The 20,564-nt window shown below is 48.8% G+C and carries 16 protein-coding genes; 7 read left to right on the forward strand and 9 right to left on the reverse strand.

What is annotated here, in order from left to right; translation table 11 throughout:
- Nucleotides 1-95: 95 nt before the first annotated feature.
- Nucleotides 96-722 carry a cupin domain-containing protein gene (locus ASG16_RS04965; protein WP_056489111.1) on the forward strand — a complete coding sequence of 209 codons (627 nt, stop codon included), beginning with the start codon at nucleotides 96-98 and terminating at the stop codon, nucleotides 720-722.
- A gap of 111 nt (nucleotides 723-833) precedes the next feature.
- Here ASG16_RS04965 and ASG16_RS04970 read toward each other — a convergent pair whose 3' ends face one another.
- The 8 genes from ASG16_RS04970 to ASG16_RS05005 all read right to left on the reverse strand — a co-directional run bounded on the left by ASG16_RS04970 (nucleotide 834) and on the right by ASG16_RS05005 (nucleotide 15,053).
- On the reverse strand, nucleotides 834-1,568 hold the full coding sequence (locus ASG16_RS04970) for an MBL fold metallo-hydrolase (protein ID WP_056489109.1): 735 nt from the start codon (nucleotides 1,566-1,568) through the stop codon (nucleotides 834-836).
- 201 nt (nucleotides 1,569-1,769) lie between these two features.
- Nucleotides 1,770-4,268 (reverse strand): GAP1-N2 domain-containing protein, encoded by a 2,499-nt coding sequence (locus tag ASG16_RS04975; RefSeq protein ID WP_056489107.1) that lies wholly within the window; start codon nucleotides 4,266-4,268, stop codon nucleotides 1,770-1,772.
- Complete coding sequence (locus ASG16_RS04980) at nucleotides 4,268-5,533, reverse strand: TRAFAC clade GTPase domain-containing protein (RefSeq protein WP_048035301.1); 1,266 nt, start codon at nucleotides 5,531-5,533, stop codon at nucleotides 4,268-4,270. Before ASG16_RS04980 ends, ASG16_RS04975 begins: the two co-directional genes overlap by 1 nt.
- A gap of 13 nt (nucleotides 5,534-5,546) precedes the next feature.
- Nucleotides 5,547-6,182: a hypothetical protein gene (locus ASG16_RS04985; protein WP_048035302.1), complete on the reverse strand. Its 636-nt coding sequence runs from the start codon at nucleotides 6,180-6,182 to the stop codon at nucleotides 5,547-5,549.
- A 17-nt stretch (nucleotides 6,183-6,199) separates the two neighbouring features.
- Nucleotides 6,200-7,477 carry a vWA domain-containing protein gene (locus tag ASG16_RS04990; RefSeq protein ID WP_056489105.1) on the reverse strand — a complete coding sequence of 426 codons (1,278 nt, stop codon included), beginning with the start codon at nucleotides 7,475-7,477 and terminating at the stop codon, nucleotides 6,200-6,202.
- Nucleotides 7,474-9,822: a hypothetical protein gene (locus ASG16_RS04995; RefSeq protein ID WP_056489103.1), complete on the reverse strand. Its 2,349-nt coding sequence runs from the start codon at nucleotides 9,820-9,822 to the stop codon at nucleotides 7,474-7,476. Before ASG16_RS04995 ends, ASG16_RS04990 begins: the two co-directional genes overlap by 4 nt.
- A gap of 34 nt (nucleotides 9,823-9,856) precedes the next feature.
- Nucleotides 9,857-13,246, reverse strand: coding sequence for a tubulin-like doman-containing protein (locus ASG16_RS05000; protein ID WP_056489102.1), 3,390 nt, complete (start codon nucleotides 13,244-13,246; stop codon nucleotides 9,857-9,859).
- Between the two features lie 13 nt (nucleotides 13,247-13,259).
- Nucleotides 13,260-15,053 carry a vWA domain-containing protein gene (locus tag ASG16_RS05005; protein WP_056489100.1) on the reverse strand — a complete coding sequence of 598 codons (1,794 nt, stop codon included), beginning with the start codon at nucleotides 15,051-15,053 and terminating at the stop codon, nucleotides 13,260-13,262.
- Between the two features lie 197 nt (nucleotides 15,054-15,250).
- Between ASG16_RS05005 and ASG16_RS30820 the strand changes: the two genes are divergently transcribed.
- The 4 genes from ASG16_RS30820 (at nucleotide 15,251) to ASG16_RS05020 (ending at nucleotide 18,895) form a co-directional block, all read left to right on the forward strand.
- Nucleotides 15,251-15,400, forward strand: a complete 150-nt coding sequence (locus tag ASG16_RS30820; RefSeq protein ID WP_007724683.1) for a hypothetical protein — start codon at nucleotides 15,251-15,253, stop codon at nucleotides 15,398-15,400.
- On the forward strand, nucleotides 15,397-16,332 hold the full coding sequence (locus ASG16_RS05010) for a hypothetical protein (RefSeq protein WP_056489098.1): 936 nt from the start codon (nucleotides 15,397-15,399) through the stop codon (nucleotides 16,330-16,332). Before ASG16_RS30820 ends, ASG16_RS05010 begins: the two co-directional genes overlap by 4 nt.
- A 14-nt stretch (nucleotides 16,333-16,346) precedes the next feature.
- Nucleotides 16,347-18,110 (forward strand): SH3 domain-containing protein, encoded by a 1,764-nt coding sequence (locus ASG16_RS05015; RefSeq protein WP_056489097.1) that lies wholly within the window; start codon nucleotides 16,347-16,349, stop codon nucleotides 18,108-18,110.
- A 152-nt stretch (nucleotides 18,111-18,262) separates the two neighbouring features.
- Entirely contained in the window at nucleotides 18,263-18,895 is a 633-nt protein-coding gene (locus ASG16_RS05020; protein WP_048035309.1) for a LysE family translocator, read from the forward strand.
- Between the two features lie 207 nt (nucleotides 18,896-19,102).
- On the opposite strand, the gene ASG16_RS31485 is transcribed toward ASG16_RS05020, so the two are convergent.
- On the reverse strand, nucleotides 19,103-19,189 hold the full coding sequence (locus ASG16_RS31485; protein ID WP_082517202.1) for a putative holin-like toxin: 87 nt from the start codon (nucleotides 19,187-19,189) through the stop codon (nucleotides 19,103-19,105).
- Between the two features lie 429 nt (nucleotides 19,190-19,618).
- Between ASG16_RS31485 and ASG16_RS05030 the strand changes: the two genes are divergently transcribed.
- Nucleotides 19,619-20,236, forward strand: coding sequence for a class D sortase (locus tag ASG16_RS05030; RefSeq protein WP_056489095.1), 618 nt, complete (start codon nucleotides 19,619-19,621; stop codon nucleotides 20,234-20,236).
- Between the two features lie 56 nt (nucleotides 20,237-20,292).
- A partial coding sequence (locus ASG16_RS31165) for a hypothetical protein (RefSeq protein WP_241970688.1) occupies nucleotides 20,293-20,564 on the forward strand: 272 nt, incomplete at its 3' end.

A 20,564-nucleotide genomic window follows, 5' to 3' on the forward strand; every position in this document is an offset into this window, starting at 1 on the left:
CTTTTTAATTGTTGCCCCGGAACAAATAATCTATATTTAATCTATATTCTGTCTTAATATAATCTCTTTTTACTATTTTTCAGGGAGGTATAGTTTTGTCAAATCTAAGTCGTAGTGTAAGTAACCCGCACAATAATGAAGTGGTCACCTTTTTAAAGACAACGGAAGAAACGAATGGCGAATATTTGTTATTCCGTACCGATCTTCCACCGGATAACGGGATTTTTCTACACTATCATACAAAACTTGTCGAAACCTTTGAAGGTGTAATTGGAAATTTAGAGGTAACCATTGATGGAAAAAAAGTAATCCTGAAGCCGGGAGAGAAGCTGAACATACCAACAGACAAGGTTCATGGGTTCCACAACCCCTCTAACGAATTCGTCAGCTTCGATGTCGAAATCCGACCGGCAGGTACTTTTGAAGCGTTTGTCCGCTGTGGATACGGGCTCGATACAGACGGGCGCAGCTTTTATTTGCCGATTATCAAGCAAAATATCCCGAAAAATATTCTCCTCTTGGGAACGATCTTTCAGATGGGGCAGTTTTATCTCCCAATCATTCCGCGCTTCCTGCAAAAAGGCATGTTCGCTGTGTTCGCTGCACTGGCTCGTTGGACAGGCTCAGATAAATCGTTGGAAAAATACTACAAAGCCACTCCCACTGCACCAGTCTCCCATTCCGAAATCGAGCAAACAGCGCAAAAGACGTTGCAAGGATAAAATGGGAAAGACACCATTGGGATTACTCCAGCTTGGTGTCCTCCACGCTTCTTATATCCATATATTCCAACCTGGATTCGTTGTTTTAACGTGTAAGATCAGGTAACCACTTCACCGTATCAGAGCATCAAGCTGCTCTTGCACGTTGTTTTGGCACATGCCTCCATGATAACAAATAATACTATTAATTTCCAAGTTCTCGAATTTTTTTAATGAGTTTACTGCTATTTCCATATCGAGAGTGTTTTGCGGAATCGGTCCTCGTAGTGCTTCGTTCATGTACACCATAGCATCGCCTGCTATCAAGGTCTTGCTATCTTCTACATAAAGGCTGATATGCCCCGGCGTATGTCCGGGAGTATGAATAATGCGAATTCCCCCACAATACGGCAGAATCTCTGCGTCTGCCAGTGTCTTGTGCACCATTGCCTTTGGCGGATTTTCGCAAAGCCGTTGCAAGTGCTCGCGTTCCTTTTCAGGCAACATCGCAAGTAAAGGGGCCATGCTTTGGGGGTTCGCTTTGAGGAGAGGGCGTGTGCCTTCAATGTACGGCTGATCTAGCTCATGCGCATATATTTCAACCTGTCCGCCAAGCTCACGAACGATTTCTGGAAGACTGCCGATATGATCAAGGTCTTGATGTGTCAAAATGATAACCTGCAAACGTTCAGGTGGGATACCAGCACGGCTCATCTCCTGACGAATGGTCTCCCAGGAACCAGGCATTCCTGTATCTACTAATACCGCTCGTTTATCATCCCAAAGCAAGGTGGGATTGATCACCATCGGCTTGCCAAATGCCTCTCCTTGCAACGGAATCATTTTCAGACCTATGTTAGCTTTCATACGCTATTCCTCCTCACACCATTTCATCGTACAACTACTTTTTATCACGGAGCGAGGAGTTTTTTCAACATAAAAATATTAAATTATAACACAAATAAAAATATTTGTCAATATGTTTTCGAGGCATCTTCTTGTACAAAAAAGACCCCCGAAATACGCGGTCGCTCCTTCCCGAGCAGACCGCGTTGGCATTCTATTATCTTAGGGTGTCGTTGTCTGAACAGGCTGCCCACCCGTTGATGCATCTTGGCTTTGCTCCCCAAGAACGCCACGGACAGGTTGGATGTCAGGCTCGTCCACCATCAACCGATAAACCGGTACGAACACAGCCGGTGGGCGGATCGGCTCAGGCTGCTTTTCAGGTGGCTGTACATGCGTACTCGTATCTCCCCAAACCATATAGCCTCCCCATGCTCCGGCACCTAGCAAGACAACTACGCTGGATATCACCGTAGCTTTGTGCCGAAACAGCTTCACGAGCGGATTGGCCGTCTCGCTGCGTACCTCGTCCAAAAGCTTGCGGAAATCAGCATTTCGGATCGCATACCACCGTTTTCGCCATTCTTTATCCCGCAATCTCTTGCCTTTCTCCTCAAGGAAAAAGGTCTTCAATGCTTGTCTGTATGCAGGCAGCAAATACTTTCCTTCGAAAAACATCCGCTGACTCATCGTCCATTGGATAAAGGACAGTGTAACGGCTTCCCCACCATTTTGCTGAACATACTCCAGCAATTCTGCAAACTGAAAGCCTTCCTGGCCAAAATGATCTTCCCGGTAAAAGACCAGCGGCACCTGCGGGAACTCGTCAGCATGGAGCGGTTTACTCAACATATTCTGGATCATTCTTTGCTGCACGGAAATCGCTTCCCGATCCCATTTTCGGAAAAACTCTGCGGGGTGTGGCGTGCTTCTCTCTTCGTGCAGCTTCGCCAGATTCATGAGCATTTCTTGCTTGTGGCGACTCTCCATATCCAGTGTTCCGAAAAAGCTCTGTGGCTTCTCCTCCAAGAGGGCGATGAGAACTTGGAAATCATCCTTGGATAGCGTGTCCAGCGCAACGAGCTTCATCAAGGACTTGTCCAGCTCGTCCAACAGCTCATCGGCATAGCTGCGTGCCCCATCGATGTTTTCAAAGAACTGGTGGATGGTAATGGCGGCAGCGAGCTTTTGACGTTCACGCGTAAATAGACGCAGAACTTTCTCCGTCGTGGTAGAAACAAAAACAACATTGCGCATAGCTTGTGGTTCTGTTTCCGTCCAAAACCGGATTTCCTTTAGCATCTGGTCCAAACTGGTCACGGCGGCTACCCGCTCGGTCATATAATCCTCAAAGAGCGGCTTCACCAACTGTGGATAGCCGAAAATCGTCCGCATCAAAAAGCCAAACAGCTCCCGATTGCTGGACAAATGCTTGTACACCTCTGCCACATAGCTGCTCTGTCTTGCGGTCTTGGCCTTCATCAACACGTCCATCAAGAAGCGGATCAAATCCATTTGCAGGTGTTCCTGCCTGGTGACACGGTAGGATTCAATCATTTGCTTGATCGTCTCGCCGTCAGGCAACTGTTTGGACGAAAGCGCCTCTACTTCAATCCGCATCAGCATTTCCTGGAGCTCGATCAGCCGTTTCTTGCGGGTCAAGCTGCTGTGTCCCAGATAGCTGTTCAACGCCTGCCAAACGCCCGCCCGTTTGCTCTCATATACGGACGTTCGTCCCTTTTCAATCAAATACAGTGCGCACAGCTCGTAGTACGTGCGAAGGTTCAAGGCCAGTGTATGATCTGCTCCAGCCAGCACTTCCTCACAAAATTCGTGAAACGCATCCAGAATCCGTGGCTCATTCACATACTCCCAGGCAAAGTCGAGGTATTCGTGTCCTCCGTCCTGCAAATCGACGTTCTGAACGCGACCCAGGGAGAAGTCGAACAAAAAGTCTTTGTCGCTGTGCCCCCCGCCTGGGCGTATGCTTCCTTTTTCCACGAACGTGACGTGAATATGCTTCTTGCTTTGCGGCTCGTTGCTAAAAGTGAGAAAACCAAAATGTCTGCGCATCTCATAAGGCAGACAACTGTACAAAATCTCCAACAATTGAGCAGCACTCTTGGATGAAGCACTAATATCCACATCCAGGCTGATGAACACCTTCTTTTTCACTGCGAGCGAAGACATCACCGCAAAGAGAAGCTGTTTGAATAAACGCTCATCGACGCCCAATTGCCCAAGCAACTGTTTTCGGTCTTGCGACAAGCCTTTTTCTGAAGGGATGTCATCGATGGCAGGAAGCTCCTTGCCCGCTGCATCGTCGTGGCGATCTGCAAAAGTGCGCACTCCGAAGATTTTGCCCGGGTTCTTGATAAACTCATCCCGACGCTCAACCGGAATGACATAGTTGTGGCTGAAAAACGTATTGCGCTGCCCAGTAAAGTCCGCTCCGACAAATACGCTTCTGCCGAGAACCAACTCTCCTGATTCGGCCTGGAAGCTGACGAGCGCCTCCGGAAAGAGCGCGAGATTGCTTTCCGCCCGCTCTTGAAGCTGTCGCGGCGCGTCGTACACGCAAAACGGATGGAGCGCCTTTTTGATGAATTGGTTATCCAGCCCTGGCGTTTTGGCGACAGTATCGTATCCTTCGTTCGAACGGAAAACCCCTTGTCGCCCGCGGGTGTAGTACTGCTGCAAAATGGGCTGACGGTTGCTCACTACCGCTCCCTCCCCTCGATGTAATCAAGCTGGTGCATCAACCAAATAAACGGTTCATCGACGCGAATCGGCGTCACGACACCACTCACCCTTTGATTGACGGGATTGCTCCCCAGCGCAGATACAGCGAAATAGGCCGTATTCGTAAAGTAAACATCCAACGCGTCTTTAAACGGTCTATCCACCTTTTCGATGAATCGGCGAATTTCCCCATCGATGTTCTCGAATTCAGTCGTATTTAAATATTGTTCATGGACGAAATTACGGAAAACGTTGCTGTTGGACTTGATGTATTCGCCGTCGTCTTCCTTGATCAGATGCAGCATGTCGCTCTTCGTCAACACGACAGCAGTCGGAATATGGGTCTTGCTCTGCTCCTGGTAACCAATGAAGTTCTCAAACAGCGTAATGACGACCTCACGCGGCTCGTCGTACCTGGCAGTGAATTCCCCTGGCTCATCCCCTGCTTGCAGCATGACCCGATCACGAATTGTCTTGATTTGCAACGGATCGACCAGGAACAGGATGCCAGACGAGTTTTTCACATGCGCCGCGTACAGCTCCAAATACTCGCGGTCGACCATTCCCTCGCCTGCTACGTCGAAAAACACCAGGATCAATGGCGCCTTGTCGCTATCCTTGAAAATGAACTGGAAGATAAACGGCTCCTGACGCTTTTCTTTTTGCGTGGAATCGAGCAACTGTCCGCGTTCAAACAAGGGTGCCTCATAGTTCTCCCGGAACTTGCGGCTAATCTGCGCATTGAGCGGCATACACGCTGCATCGAAGTGATTCGCTGTCGTGTTCTGCAAGGTATGGATCAATGAGGTCATGTAAACGGACTTCCCGACTTGAGACGCCCCGACAATCGAAATAATGTTGCTCGGCGCTTTACCCGCTGTAATCGGCAGCTCGTTGTGGCATTTCGGGCACAGTCTGCGCTTGGAAACCATACCATATCGGTCGGTCACACCTGCCAGAACGTTATCAACATACAAATGGTTTTCCGACGGGATGGATTCCGGATCGATCACCGCTTCCAGCTCATCGATGGCATCCAGTCCGAATTTATCCCGGTATGCATTAAGAATCTCATCCTCCTGCAACGCGTAGTCTTCGTCGTCCTGGCGATGATGTGTGGCACGGAAGACAACTTGGTCCGGGCCGTATTTGGCGAAGCAGTACGGGCAGACAATATCGTAAAAAGGAAGCCGTTCCTTGACCTGCGGCTTCTTTTCAAACATGTTTTTCAAAAACGACAGCATGGCGCGTCCCCTCCTATTCAGGAATCAGTTCGTACATTTCTCCGTATTTTTTCCCGTCCGTAAAAAACAGGCGGACGACGTCTTTTTTCCTGACCTCGATTTCCGGCATCAGATTGACACCGGGCTCGAGATCGCGAATGAAATTGTATCGGGTACCATCATCCTTGTGGGCGGGAGGAGAGCCTTCTTTTTTGACGTAGCAGAGTACGTCCCGCGCGATCGGAATCTCTGAAAAAATGCGAATCTGCAACGATTGATGCTTGCTAAACCAGCTTCCACCTCGTTTGAACGAATAGTAGATTTTGGCCTTTCCTGTGCTGACGTGGATGACATGGGCATCCCCGTCTGGCAGGAGCAGAATCGGCTTGCCATTTTCCAATCGGCAAGGAAAGATGCGGTATGTGTACCGGCCGATGCCGTCTGTTTTTTCCCGCAGGCCTTTGTGGACTTTGTATTCCTCTCGGGTATACAGCTTGAACTGACGATCATCCAGCTCGTTTACGTCAAAAGGGGCGCCAAACTGCGACTTGTGCACGTACACACACGGAATATCCTGTGCCCAATGCCAATTGAGTACGTATTCGCTCCCTTGATGCTGGCAGGTGACGTCCTTGATGAAGGTTTCTGTTGTTTCCTCCCGATTAATCATGATTCATCATGCTCCCTTTACAGATCAAACCGCTTGTTGCTCTGGTTCCCGGCGTCCAAGGCACGGGGGCTTTGTCTGGTGTTCAGTCTGCGCTTCGCAAAAGACGATCCGCCACTCGTGGAAGCTGGCACAAAGAGAGTGAACAATGTCAGGATGACGGCGAGCAAGGAGCACGCCAGCAAACGTACCACCATATCGAGCAAGTCGATCGACGACAGACCCATTTCCAAAACGAGTCCGGCTAACAGTCCTGATACCGCCCCGCCAATCGTAAAGCTTTTGGCCAGATGACGATTGTCAAAAATCAGACCCAGCGCCAAGCCGAGCAAAGCACCGATGATCAGAACACTGACCACACGGGTAATAGCGTAAAACATGCTTTCTTCTGTCGCTCCTGTCCGCTCAGAAACAATATTGCGGTCTGTTCGGCTCATATCGTAAATCTGACCAAAGATTCCTGTCATTTGGTCCGCGTGTTCAACATTGAAGTAACTGCCGCCCGTCTCAGCAGCGATCTTTTGCAGCAGCGCTGTTCCATCTGCATCGATTTGACTCATGCCTACCGTATGGACAATCACCTGGTTTTGCTTGTATGGCGCGAGTGCGGCTGGGATATCCAGATCGCTATAGCCGTCTGACATCAGCACGACCGTACTGTTTGTCATTTGGTTTGCCTGGAGCTGATCCAGTCCCGCTTGCAGTGCCAGATCGATCCGGGTGCCTCCATCCGATCGTGGATATTGGAGCAGCTTCTTCACTACCTCATCCTTCGCAGACTGGCTACTCAGATTGGTGAGGGGTTGCAGCACATTCGTTTGATCGTGAAACGTAACCACCGCTATGTTCATGTCACTGTCCATGCGCTGCACCATGTCGGCTGCTGCTTTGAACAATTGGTTATCCGGGTCAGACTGCTGCATGCTGCCTGACGTATCCAGAACCATGACAATATTGTTGGCCCCACTGGCCTGTTGAAACGATGACCCGTACAGCAACTGAAGCAAGAGCGCCACGACGCCCACCATCAAAAACGTGCTGGGCACGAGCATTTTCCAGGAAAAGCCCAGATAGCGCTGCTTCCAACCGACTCCATTCAGTCGTGGCGAGATCATTTCCGCAATGAGGCACATCAGTCCTACGAAAAAGGCATATTGACCAAAATAAAGTCCCATTAACAACCATTGCGGTATTTCTCCGGATAGCTTGCCGAGCATGACTTCCCCGACCAAAAATCCGATCACGCCACCTACCAGACTACAAACTAGCATGAGTAAGCTTACCCTTCTCTGACTCATGATGACTCATCTCCTCCCACGCGGCGAAAGACAAACCCGCTTTCCTCATAGGAAGCATGGTATTTCTTGTTATTGCGGTAAAACATCAACTCTTCCATGCCGAATCCACCCATCAGGTTCATTTTTTCTATCCCGCTTTTTTGTTCCTCGTGGATACAGCCCAGCTTGTAGGTTCGTGTGCTCTCATCCTTGTGCAGCGCATACTGGACGAAGTCGTTGTGAATATCGGCAAACAAATACTTCTCCTCATAGCGATGCTTTTGCAAGAAATGGAACACTTCGATGTGAACCGCTGCGCGCTCTTCCAGTACCAATGCCAGATCGAGGAACAAATCCTCCTTCGTCAGCACGGTTCGGTTATCATAAGCAGCCCCGACGTTGGCACGCGCAAGCAGCTCCGCCTCAAAAGATAAAGCAAATGGCGCACGGGTGAGAATCTCGTTCCGACAAAATTGACACAGCCTCTCCACGAGTCCGGCGAGTCGATTCCCGCTGAGCAGAGCGCCGCTGCCAATATACCGTTGTTCCATGTAAAAATCACTGCCGCGCGAAGCTTCCAATGACCGGATCGTTTCATGGACCACCGATTCGTAATATTCGTCCACGTTTTTACCCAAGTAGTCAGTTGCTTCTCGAACGCTCGTCTGGGCGATTTCCCTCAGTTGCTTATGCAAGGCTTCCAACTGCTCGACTTGCTCACCTAACTGCCGGTGAATCTGCTCTGCCTGTTTCTCATAGCTCACAAGGATCGAGAGCATCATCTCCCAATCCAGCAACTCCAGCTTTTTGCCATAAACAGCGTCCAGCAAATGACGAATGAAGGTCCGCACACGCTCCTTATCCCGTGTGAAAAACCCTCCTACGCGAATGTCCTGCCGATCCACTCTCTCTTGGTAGAGATCGACCAGCTCGGCTTTTATCTGTTCAACCTGTCGAGATGTCTCGCGAATGCCTGTGCGCAGCTCATCCAGCAGGTTTGCTCCATTGGCGTGTTCGGCTGTGAGATAGTAAGCCGCATACAGCCCAAGCCGTTCATCCTCGATGACTGTTTTCTGAATCAAATCAGCCAATGACTCCTGAGACAGCATGTGCTCCAGACGTTTACGCGCCCCGGAAACGACATTCGCCTCAAAAAAGGCTTGGCTGCTGCCGTCAAACAAAGCCAGCTCCGCTTCACGCATATTCATACTGCAAAGCTCGCTGTAGCTCATGCCAGAGGTCATAAGCCCCGTCATTTCCTCCAGAATATGATCCTCAGGGAGAATGCCGGCCAGTTTCCGCTGCAAATCATGTGCAGTCAATCCGAGCTTCTCTCTCGCTTTTGTTTTCGGCAAAACCTCGCCATCCTGGAGTCGCTCCCAATAGCGGTCAAATACGGCGGAAAGCACTGTCAGCGCAATTGCATGAGTCGGTCGCTTTACTTTGGATAGACCTGCCGACGCAAACTTGGTCTGCCCGTGATCGACCGTGATGCTGCGCATAAATTGCAGCTTGTTATAGCCATCATTGCTTTCATGGAACTCCGACTCTACCTTTTTGTTGTTCAACAGCACCAGCTTGCTGATCAGCTCGTAATTTTCCTGCATGTCGCCTTCGATAAACAAGCCATGCTCTGTCTTGTCACTCAATAGATACGCCAGCGAAAATAACGGTGCGCTCACATGCTCCACAGGCAGTTTCACGAGATCCTCCGTTACCAACAGATTCGCTCGATAGCTGTAGTCGCTCCGCTGATAGCCATTGACCTCTTCCAAAAAGCTGACCGAGAGCGCTGTCGTGAACCCGAATGCTTCTCCGTTGTTCTTTTCCTGTAGCAGGACGTACAGGTCGACTGATACGTTTTTAAACAGCTCGTTGAGGTAGCTCTTGAGAAGCAATGTCAGCTCTGGCAAAAGGATCGTGGCAGGGTCATCCGCCCTTGCCACGACGGCAATATTGACTTGCTGAAAAGCAGTGAACAACTTGCCCATTTCCGCTACCCGCACGCTTGCCAGCTTCATCACCTTGTTCAATTCCATGATGACAGCTTCATCAAGTAAAAAACGCTCGTGAATCGAAGTACGCATTTTTTTCTTGTCAGCATCGGCCTGCGGCAATCGGCAGCCGATCACTTGCGGATGCTCCCACGTTTTATCCTGATACGCATGGACATAAAGAACACCGTGACCATTTTGCCAATTGCGCTCGTTGTGGGCACGAACAGCTTGCAGTGCCTCTACGCTCTTATCCCCGAGAAAAAGGAAGAGCACGGGGTTTTGAATGCTTCGCTGTCCGTTTCCGCTATCCAGTTGTCTTTCCAATTCCGTAACGTATTGGGTCGCGAACTCTCCTATCAAATCCCGCATGCTTCCTCCTCGATTATCAAACGATCATGATTGTTTATTGCAGCGTCTTGCGCATATCGTTTACTTTTGACCAAACCTTTTTGTAGAACTGGAACAGCTCTTCACCGTTTACGTATTCGTCGCGGTCGTATTCCAGATCGTTTTTCGTTTCTTGGAAAGCAGATGCGATTTCTTCGAGTTTTGCCTGCAACTGCTGCGTATCCTCTGCTGAAGTCATCGCGTCACTGCGTTTTGCAGCTTTGCGCTGGATGGTTGCCATGCTCTTGTGATCCAATGCGCGGTATTTTTCATAGATTGCAAATTCAACGTGCTTGTTGACCTTCATCAGGTTGATGAACGGCTCCCACGCATCTTCTTCCTCATCCTTGTCGTAGACGTAGAGCGCACCGCGCTTGCAAATCGTCCCTGTGTACAGGGCTTCGATGAATCGGGTCACCAGCTCTTCTTCGTCCTTAATGGCACCTACAATCTGCTCCAGCTCCTGGATTTTGGCCTCGATTTCTTCGTATTTGCGCACTTCTTGTTCGATCAGGCGAATCTGCTCTGGATAGCGAATCAGGTTTTCTTTTGCCATCTCTTCATTGATACTGCCGAACACATCACGCGTAAATTCTTGCTCCAGACCATCTTTCATGAAGCCTTTGAGCTCAACCAATGCACGCTTGATCTCTCCAGGGCTCAGCTTGGTCGCGTCTCCTTGTGCTTGGTGCTTAGCCAAGAAAGTGGCCAGCGAGAACGGCTTCGTCACGATGGATTCATAGCGGTTGCTGGTCTGGCTGTCGCTGCCTTTTTCGCGGATGGCTCCGTAGCGCACCGCACGGTCAAACAGTTCGCGTACTTTGGCGTTGTATGCTTTGATCCGTCCGTTTTGGTACGTATCTCCCCACGATTTTTCCGGAATAGGCGATGGGAGGTACGCCCAGTTGTTCTTTTCGGTTTGAACGAGGTGGCGTCCGATACCCTCTCTGTCCAGAATTGTACGTTCGTAGCTTTCCTCGTAGACCTTCAACGGAGTGTAGGCGAACAGTGGAACACCGTTTTTCGTATTCAGCCAGAAGATGCGGTTTTTGACTTCGCTTTCTTTGACGGTAAAGCGCGATCCGCTAATCGCTGTATTTTGATAGTTTTTAATCCCCTTCAAGATCAACGGTGCTTTCAGAGGCACGGATACAAAGCCCCAGGAAGGGAAGTGCATATTGCCGAGATTATTGCTCAGATGGAAGACCGGAATAGCCTCTTCGTCCAGCTTGCTCGCAATCTTGCGCTCTACGATGCGATCGAGTGTCTCGTCCTGGCCGTATTTGATCACGAGGAATTCTTCCATCGACTTGGTGATCAGCTCACCGAACTTCTCCGAGAGGAATTCGGAAATCGAGCTGACGATATCCAACTCCTGCTCTTTGACCCACTGATCGGAATGCCGCAGCAGCTCGCTGGTGAAATCACGGATCAGGTCATCCGCCTCTTTTTGCTCCAGGATGTTGCTGACTACCTTGGAGATATCCGGCACGCTGACGATGTTCCAGTAGTATGTCTTGTTGCCAGTGCGGTCGCTCTCTTCGCCGCCGTTGATCAGGATGTCGCCGTTTTGCTCGAAAATTTGGTTGAGTGCGTTCAAAATCTCAGTAAATACGTTATAAATGCGGTTGTTTTCTGCATTCAACAAACGGTGTAGCTCTTCGTAGAATTCGATCATTTGCTCCAGCTTTTCCTGATCAGCCAGGAGCTGGTATTCGTTGATCTTCGCTTCGATGTAGCTGTTTTTCTTCTTCTCCTTGGAGATGAAAGCACTGCGGGCATCGCCCAGCTTTTCATTCGCATTCTCTCTTGCGCCCTCGATCTCAGGAGGGAAGCTCTCCAAATTCGCCTTGAGGCTCTCGATGTAGGAGAGGATCATTTTCATCAGGCAGTAGCCTTTGTCCGAATGAATCAGACGGGACGCATAGAAAGGCCCTTGCTGCGGGTGCAGGAATACACGCGTGATCATTTCGCCAAAAACAGAGATCATGTCGCCTGGCATCTGCTTTTTGGACTTGATGTACGCTTCGCGTGCTTTGGCGAGATAGCCTTGCTCCAGCTCGTGGTCGATGCTCACGACTTGCTGAGTGATCACGTTGCCGTAGTTCAGACGCTCGCTGTTCTCATAGCCTGGCAACGGTTCAGGAACGCGCTCCTCGAACTTGCGGGAAACCGAGTCGATGTCGATTCCGAGCTTGCGGGCGAATTTCTCCGCATCTTCTTGCGTTGGTGCTACCGTGAACATTTTTTCCATCTTTTTAAACAAGCGATATGCCAAATACGTTGTCATCTCTTCGATCGGCAAGACGGCAGAGGAAGCACCGATGACGTTGTACTGGTAGTTGGCTGCGTACGCTTTTGGCATCTGGTTGATGTTCGTACGGATGTTGCTGATATAGTCGTGGATCGCAAACTCTTCACCCGAGCGCTTTTCTTCGCTCGCCATGAAGTTCGTAATGTTCTCCGCGGTTACGTTCATGCAGTAATCGTAGGCGTTTTCTAATGCTTTGCCTTCCAGATTGGTCGCAGAAATCAAATGGCACAGGTTGAATGGTGGCATTGGCGATTGCACGGTAAGCACATTGCCGTATTGCTGGCGGAAACGCTCATTGCGCTCATCCGCATTCATCCAGTAGTCCAGCTCTTTTAATGCCGCATAACCGTTTTTCATAATGTAGTCGCGTGTGTGCGAGCTGAGACTCTTGTTCGACAGGTTAACGTCAGGCGTGAACAGGTAGCCCAGCGTATTCACCTTGTCTACCCCTGCACTGCCAAAGTCACGCTCCAGAATGCCTCGTACGATATAGGCGATGTCGAGGAAGCAACCGCTCCCCGTTCCTCCGGATAAACCACTCAGGAGGAATACCGTCAGCTTTTTGTTCGTGCCTTCGCACAGCATCTTGACCTTTTTCTCAATCGTTTGGACGACTTGCGTAATTTTTGTAAAGAGAAGAAGTCGACCTGCCTGGCGTACACCCGATGCTCCGCTGATTCCGTCCGTAATCGTCAGCTCTGGCGAGAGCCAATCGGTGATGTACGGCTCCAGAATGCTGCGATTCTGCAACACACCGCCGATCTCAGGATTGGACAGGAGTACGAACTCCGTCACTGGATCGAGTCCGATGCCCTTGTACTTTTTGTTGCGGTCATGCTCATTCGTTTCAAACGCGATGAATTCAATATTGTCCGGCTTTTCCTTGCGCTTCTTGGAAAGCTGGTCAACCGGCAGCTTGAAGCGTCTGTTCACTTGGTATTTCAGGCGCAAAAGCGCGTCAATTCCTGTACCGCCAAGACCGATGACGAGCATCGGGTTATCGATTGTATCTACGCGAATCTTGTCACTGACGATTCCTCCGCCGAGGGATACGTCCAATTGTTGAATGTGTTCTCTCACGACTGCTTTCATAATCGACTCACTCCTAGACGATGTAATCTACATATAAGGACTTGTTCACATTCGTTAACGAAATTTTGATGCGATCGTTTTTCTTCAGCTCTTTGCCTTTGCTTGCATCGAGTACACGTCCTGCCTTTTCAATTCGACAGCTCGAACGGTTTTCGATGATCAGCGTATCGTTTTTTCCTGGTAAAAAGATGACTTTCTCTGTCTCCGCAAACTCAGGGGCGAGCTGCAAGAGCTGGTGCAGCTTCACTTTTCCTTTGAACGCGTTCAGTTTCTTGTACTGCGGATTGGACTTTTCCCCTGTATCCTCATCCACGATCTCGATGGCGATTTGGCCCGCGAAGCCCTTGTTCGCCTTGCGATAGATCGACAGTGCGTACAAGCCTGCACCGATCAACAGGATGAGAACCACGGTACCTCCTACTACGGTCATCCATGGAAATGGTTTCGATTCTGCCGCAGGATCAGTGGTTGTGTTCGGCTTGCTTGCTCCGGAACCTGCTGTTTTCGCAGCGTCTACAAGGAATGGCTTTGTCTCCCGGTAAAAACTGGTATCTTCTGCCTTGATTTTTATCTCGTACGTATGGTCAGACGGGATTGTGAAGCTGCCTTCGAACCCGCTGCCCGTATTGTTCAGGGCGACCTCATTCGTCTTATTGTCCGTCTTGTCATTGACGATCAGTGTCGCTTTCATCTGCTTGTACAAATCAGGACTCGCTACCTTCTGTCCGTTTGAAACAAGGGCAGCCTTGATCGGTACGACATCGCCAGCTTTGAAGCTCTTTGCTGTGACTGGCTCCATCTCCAATTGCAGATCGTAGTTGAAGATGAGGTTAATATCGATTTTTTCCTTCGGGGCACCTTTTACCTGTAGCTTCCAATCGCCCTGCTGTGGCTTGACCAGCTTGATCATCGTGTACGCATTGGATTTCGACAGTCTGACCTGATTGGAAGGAATTTGTACTTCCTTGCCAGCCGGATCGAACAGCTTCACTTCCACTGCTTTTTGCGACATGATCGAGATGTTTGCTTCCATGACGCTGCCATTCGGGATGGGGATCGGAATTTCCTGAGCCTGACCGTTTGCAACGAAGCTTTTCACCGGGACAACCTTCAGCTTCAGGTGATTCGCAAAGATTTCGCTCAAGATTTGCGGGAGCTTGTCCGCTGTGCTCGTTTCAAAAAATTTACCATTTGTCTCCGCAGCAATCTGCTGTAGTGTCGAGCGGTTAAGCTGACCGTCTGCGTTCAAGCCAATCGTGTAAATCGGATAGCCTTTGTCTTTGGCCTCTTTCACTGCTTGCTGTAGCTCTTGATCAGACTGTGCTTGGGTACGGCTTGATGCTTTGTTCAAATAGTTGTTTCCGTCTGCCAGCAGCACGATAATCGGCGCATTGTTTGGATTGCGTCCTGCATCAAGGATTTTTACTGCTTCCGTTACCCCGACAGCGATATCGGTGTAAGCTCCTTTTTGCAGACTGTCGATGAAGGCTTTGATATCATTCTTGTCTTCTTCGGAATTAATCTCGAGCAGGGCTTTTTCCCGCTCGATCTTGTCGGTATAAGCCACTACACCAACCTTGTTCGCTTGAATCGATGTCATGTCGACGAACATTTTCATCGCTTCGTTACTGACTTTGTTCTTATCGCTTTGGGTCATGGAGTTGCTGACGTCCACGACCAGGACAGCGTCCATATTGTTTCCGCTCGTTTGCGCAAAGGCTGGGTGAGTGACGGAGAGGACACTGACCAAGAGCAGGGCGAGACATGCTACGTATCGACATAACAATCGGAATCGTATTATTTGCATAAGAGCTCCTTTTCTTGTTCGTTACAAAGAATTTGTGAGGTGTTGCAAAGAAAGTAAGACTATGACACTATTACCACTAGATTCAAGAAGTAGAAGACGGATGATAAAAAAGTACTAGAATGATTGCCCCTTACTCGTAATACGATACGACATGATTCTTTGTTACAGATTTCGACAACTTCGTTAGGAGAAATTTTATGTTAACTTACTTTCTGTTGTTTGCGGCTTTTTTGCTGCTAGCGGTCCGATTCCTCAAGCTGCTGCGACTGAAACGGCGCAATCTCTCCAACGCCGAAATCGATCAGCATCTTCATGCCTTACTGAATGAGAAGAGGGATTCACCATGAGAAAACGAATCGGCGTACAATTTCGCAAAACCCGTAAAACCACTCATACGTATGAAAGAATTCAAGCGTGCACGCGATGCCATACGTACCACGTCCTGTGGGAGACGCATTGTGAGACTTGCGGGAGAGCCTATACACCGATCCGCCAGGTTTCCCACGCTGTGACGCGCCGCTATGTGCAGACGCGCTTCTTGCTCTTGGGCTTGTTCGTCTGTCTTGCTGTCCTCTCTGCGGAGACCGTTTTGCAATTAGCTCTCGCAGGAGGTATTGGCTGTGTGTTGTTCGTCCTGTTTTTCGTGATGCAGAAAAAATACGGCACTTATGAAAGAGACGTACAATTCCAACACTTTTTGACGAGGGAAATGGAGACGATCAAGAAGTCACTCCTCCGTCATTTGGAGGAAGTGGGCAACGACGTCAAAGAAGGACATCTTAAGGAAGCTTATGAAAAAACGAGAGAGATCGGGCATTTCATCGATTCCGATACGATCAAGATACGCAAGATCATGTTTCTCAATCATTACGTCCTGCGCAAAGACATGGAGCTCGAGCTCGAAACGCTCATCCCGTCTATGTACGACAAGGACTTCATGGAATATGTGCGCGAAGTCATCAAGGTCCAGCCTTCGCTCGTCAAAAAGTCTGTGCTTACTTATGTTAGACGTTATAAAAATCAAATATTGTTGCTGGAAAACGGGGATCAGCTCATCGGTCAAGTGGCAGGTGCAGCTCTTCGCATGAAGTCTTACGTGGACGAGTATCAGGATCTGATTATCGAATTTATCGATTTTTTGCCTCGCGAGCGCCTTTTGCGATTGGCAAAAATGGTACAAACCCATACGGATGAAGGTTGGGAACAACTATATCATTCTACCAAAAACAGGGTAGATACGCATTACGCGTTTGACCCGGATTTCAAAGGCTTACTGTGAAGGAGGAGCCTTTTATGTTGCCTATCTCTCCCTATCATAGGTCCCTCTGGGTCCGTAATATTTTTCTCGGGCTCTTTGCCTTGGGCTTGATCGCCGTTCTGTTCAAGCTCGGATTCGGGTACAAGCAGATTGCGCTGTATAAACAGGCAAAGGCGTTTTATGAGCAAAAGAACCTGCTGCAAGCTGAGGAAACCTTTTCGCGTGCGCATGATATGGCTGTCCTGTCCTACGGCGATGACGAATGGAATTCCATTATGTTCCAACTTTCTTCTATCCGTACTGAGCTGGAGGGGCTTCAACAGCACTCGCACGCGGCCATTTCAGAAAAGAAGGTCGCTGAAATCGGTGCGGTCTATGAACACTATCAAGCTGTCAAAAAGAATTACCAGAATCAAAAAGACGTACCGGCGATGTTTTTCCAGCAATTGTCCGCTCATTTGGGTATGGATAAGAGCTTTTCCGATTATTACTTGAATGCCTTGCAAACAGCCAAGGCGCAGGCACAATCGAATCTCGAAAAGGAAAACTATCAGGACGAATCTTTCATTGAAACACTCCTTGCGGTTCCAGATGAGTACTATGGCGGCAAAAAGAAGAAGCAGGCTGAGCTCTCGGCCCTGTTCCAGAACTATGAAAAGACGAAGCTGCGGGCGCTGATCGCTTCGGCTCCTTTTGAAGAAGTCATCACCAAAACGGCTACCAGCATTCGCCATTACGAAAAACTGGGTATCGAGACAAATTGGTTAGTGGATCAGTTGGAAAAGTATGCGCTAGCTGAAATCAAGGAAGTCATCCGATCGAAGGATTTGAGTGCCTTTGTTGACATGGCAGCCGTCTATCGCAAAATCGAGGATGTGCTGTCCAGTGATTCACCTGTCCTTGATTCGATCACCCGCTATCTGGAAGGCAAGCTCAAGCAGGCAGAACAATACATCAAATCGTTCGAGTTTACCAAAGCGCGTGAATTGTACGAGCAGTTGAATCCGCTACAGGATACGGCTACGCTTCTGTCTGATCTGGAAAAGCTCTGGTTGGAATACGATCCAGCACGCTTATTGCAATTGAGATATCCAGACAGAACGTTCACTGACATGCTCTCCGGCACAGATCGCTGGGGAGCAAAGCTTTACGCATTTGGACTCTCTGAGGCAGATCAACGTCTTTACTTTGCAGCGAAAATGCCAAATGACTCACTCCTCTATCTCGATCAACCGCTGGATGTGGACATGAAATCGGCTAAGGCTACGATCGACGATACTCTCGGGAGTAAAGAACAGCCTGTGATTATCGTGAGTGCTTCCGGCAAGGAACGCGCTAACGCCTACGCAGCATTGTCTCCGAATTTGACAAAAGAGACTCTTGAAAAGCGCTTTTCGGTCGAGGCGGATGAACTCAGCGCAGAAGACTCCGAGCATGTGATTATGAAAAATGCGGTAGGGAAAGGTGAAAACGAAATCGCTTTGTTCAAGCTCGAGGACAATGGCCTGGCTTACATCGAAAAGCTGGCTGATTTGGAGGAGAGTTCTGAAGAAACGACCGAGGGAACTGGGTCAGAAGAAGCGACTTCCCCTGCCGACGGGTCGACAGAAGCGACAGATCAAACTCCCCCTGCCACTCAAAAAATCGATGTTTTCGCGGGTCCCGGTGAAGAATATGAGAAGATCAGTCAGGTAGCAGCAGATGGTTCCTTCCAAGTCATCGCAGATCTGAATGGCTGGTACCAGATTGTGTTTGATGGAAAAGAAGGCTGGATACGCGCTACCGAATCAACACCATAATCAGTTTGCTGTATTAGGAGCTCCCCCTCGCGATCATGACACACCTTTTTTGATCGGCGTCAGGAGCTTTTTCTCATTTTTTCACATTGCGTTAGGTGTCAGATTCTTCTATAATCTATTTTTATTTTATAGTAGGCAAGGAGTGAGAAGAGATGTTTGGAATCGTTCATTATGAAGCATTTCTGATGACCGCCATCATGTTGAACCTGATACCCGGCTCAGACACGATGTACATCATCACCCGCAGCATTTCGCAAGGTAAACAGGCAGGTATTCTTTCGGTTCTCGGCATTTTGACAGGCTCACTCATTCACACACTCTTGGCTGCTTTCGGCTTGTCGCTCCTTTTGGCGCAATCCATCGTACTTTTTAACATCGTCAAAATATTGGGGGTCGCCTATCTCGTCTATTTGGGCATTCGCATGCTCATGACGAAGGAATCACCAGCTTTTGACGCAGCCGATTCCAAGAAGCTGAAGGGTGAAAAGGTCTATCTACAAGCGATCCTGACAAGTGTCACGAATCCAAAGGTCGCTCTGTTTTTCATCGCCTTCCTCCCGCAATTTGTGAGCGCGACGGAAGCCGGACCACTCCCTTTTCTTATTCTTGGCCTTACTTTTACCGTTACAGGTGGCATCTGGTGTAGTCTCCTCGCCCTGTTTGCTTCCTTCGCTACACAAAAATTGCGCAGTAATCAGAAGTTCTCTGTCATTCTCAACAAGCTGACGGGGATTGTTTTTATCGGGATGGGGCTGAATCTGTTGCGGGCGAAAGCGAATCCTTGATAGCCGAACCCTGTAAATACATGTGCATTGGTTGAACGTATAAATGAAAATATGTTATATTCAACGTAACAGCATCGTATAATAAAAAGGGACAAGGATGTTACCGCATCCCTGCCCCTGTACAAATAGCCAACCCGCTAGGGCTATTGGCTCAGAATTGTAAGAGTCAAAGAATGACTACCTAACCTCCTCAACGGTCAAAGGTAGTCATTTCTTTTTGTTGATGAAAGTAAGTAACGCAAGCAAGAACATGCCAAACATGAGCATGAGATTGATTGCTTGGTACACCTCCATAATCCCACCCCCTTTCTCAAGGGAATGAGCCAACAACTACCTTTGACGAGCCATGCTATATGTACTCTATCATTTTACGTCGAAATATGGAAAAAGAGAAGGAAATTCCCTCTCTTCTTCAACAGTATTTTCAGCTTGATAAGGTAAGACTTGAACCAATAATCGGACACTAAGCAGACTGACTCAAAGAGCCAAGAAGGGCATTTATGCCACTTGGCTTTTTTCATGTTCAGAAATTGTTTAGGTCGAAAGATTATGATACTTCTAGGCATTTTTTCACAATTGGAACAGTGGTGAATCCGTTGTTCCCGACTAGCAAGATTTGTACAACGAAGAATAACTCGCTGAAAAAAGTTTGATGTAACTAAAAATTAGGACAAGGGGGGAAAGATGAATTGAGTTAACGGTGCGATAAGGGAGTTGAAGAATGTGCGAGTGCTGTTAAGTGCTGGGTTTATCCTGGCAGGCTTATTCCTCCTTTTCTATCCTCAATGGGAAACGGCGGTATCTGAACAAAAGCAAGAACAGCTCATCGAAGCGTTCGAACAACTGAGCAACGTCAGCGAGCAAATAGAAACGGCTGCATCCGAGGACCCACCAACCCCTCAGATACAAGAGCCGCTCGCTATGTTGGAAGGTGCCAGAGGCGTGATTCGGATTCCCAAAATTGATCTGGAAATGATGATTTTTGAAGGCGCGGACAAGCATGCCTTGAGTAAAGGGGTTGGCCTGATCGAGCCAGACAAGGAATTCGGTGTGAACAATGTTGGACTGGCTGGTCATCGCGGGATTACTCACGGTAAGCAATTCAATCGCTTGGACGAACTAGCACCTGACGATGAGATTGAGATCAAGACCAAAGCGGCAACCTACCAATTCGTTGTCGTGAAAGCCCTTGTCGTAGATCGTACACAAGTAGAAATTCTAGAGGATCAAAAGAAGCCATTGATCACCTTGGTCACATGCACCCCTGTTGGAGCAAAAGATCCGAAGGACAGACTGATCGTTCAAGCTGAATGGAAACAAACGACTTCATCTCAGCTCTAACACTTCCTAACAGAAAGACGGAATGAGCTAGTTTTTATTTAGTACAGGAGGAGCATATGCAAAGGAAATCTTGGATCGTTGTGGTGGCACTTTTGCTCATCATCCAAAACTTTTTCGGTTTCACGACAACCTCGTATGCCCAAACACAAGGTGAGGTTGTCATTGAGACTACTGGGGAGCCGGGCACAGGCGACCCTACTGATCCGGGCACAGGAACTCCTACCGACCCGGGTACAGGAACTCCGACTGATCCAGGTACAGGAACTCCTACCGATCCAGGTACAGGAAATCCTACCGATCCGGGTACAGGAAATCCTACCGATCCGGG

This window comes from Brevibacillus sp. Leaf182 (assembly GCF_001423865.2).
Classification (GTDB): domain Bacteria; phylum Bacillota; class Bacilli; order Brevibacillales; family Brevibacillaceae; genus Brevibacillus; species Brevibacillus brevis_C.

Coding starts and splice junctions, on each gene's coding strand:
- ASG16_RS04970 (WP_056489109.1), bottom strand. CDS start 1,568: ATGAAAGCTAACATAGGTCTGAAAATGATTCCGTTGCAAGGAGAGGCA.
- ASG16_RS04980 (WP_048035301.1), bottom strand. CDS start 5,533: ATGCTGTCGTTTTTGAAAAACATGTTTGAAAAGAAGCCGCAGGTCAAG.
- ASG16_RS04985 (WP_048035302.1), bottom strand. CDS start 6,182: ATGATTAATCGGGAGGAAACAACAGAAACCTTCATCAAGGACGTCACC.
- ASG16_RS04990 (WP_056489105.1), bottom strand. CDS start 7,477: ATGAGTCAGAGAAGGGTAAGCTTACTCATGCTAGTTTGTAGTCTGGTA.
- ASG16_RS04995 (WP_056489103.1), bottom strand. CDS start 9,822: ATGCGGGATTTGATAGGAGAGTTCGCGACCCAATACGTTACGGAATTG.
- ASG16_RS05000 (WP_056489102.1), bottom strand. CDS start 13,246: ATGAAAGCAGTCGTGAGAGAACACATTCAACAATTGGACGTATCCCTC.
- ASG16_RS05005 (WP_056489100.1), bottom strand. CDS start 15,053: ATGCAAATAATACGATTCCGATTGTTATGTCGATACGTAGCATGTCTC.
- ASG16_RS30820 (WP_007724683.1), top strand. CDS start 15,251: ATGTTAACTTACTTTCTGTTGTTTGCGGCTTTTTTGCTGCTAGCGGTC.
- ASG16_RS05010 (WP_056489098.1), top strand. CDS start 15,397: ATGAGAAAACGAATCGGCGTACAATTTCGCAAAACCCGTAAAACCACT.
- ASG16_RS05015 (WP_056489097.1), top strand. CDS start 16,347: ATGTTGCCTATCTCTCCCTATCATAGGTCCCTCTGGGTCCGTAATATT.
- ASG16_RS05020 (WP_048035309.1), top strand. CDS start 18,263: ATGTTTGGAATCGTTCATTATGAAGCATTTCTGATGACCGCCATCATG.
- ASG16_RS31485 (WP_082517202.1), bottom strand. CDS start 19,189: ATGGAGGTGTACCAAGCAATCAATCTCATGCTCATGTTTGGCATGTTC.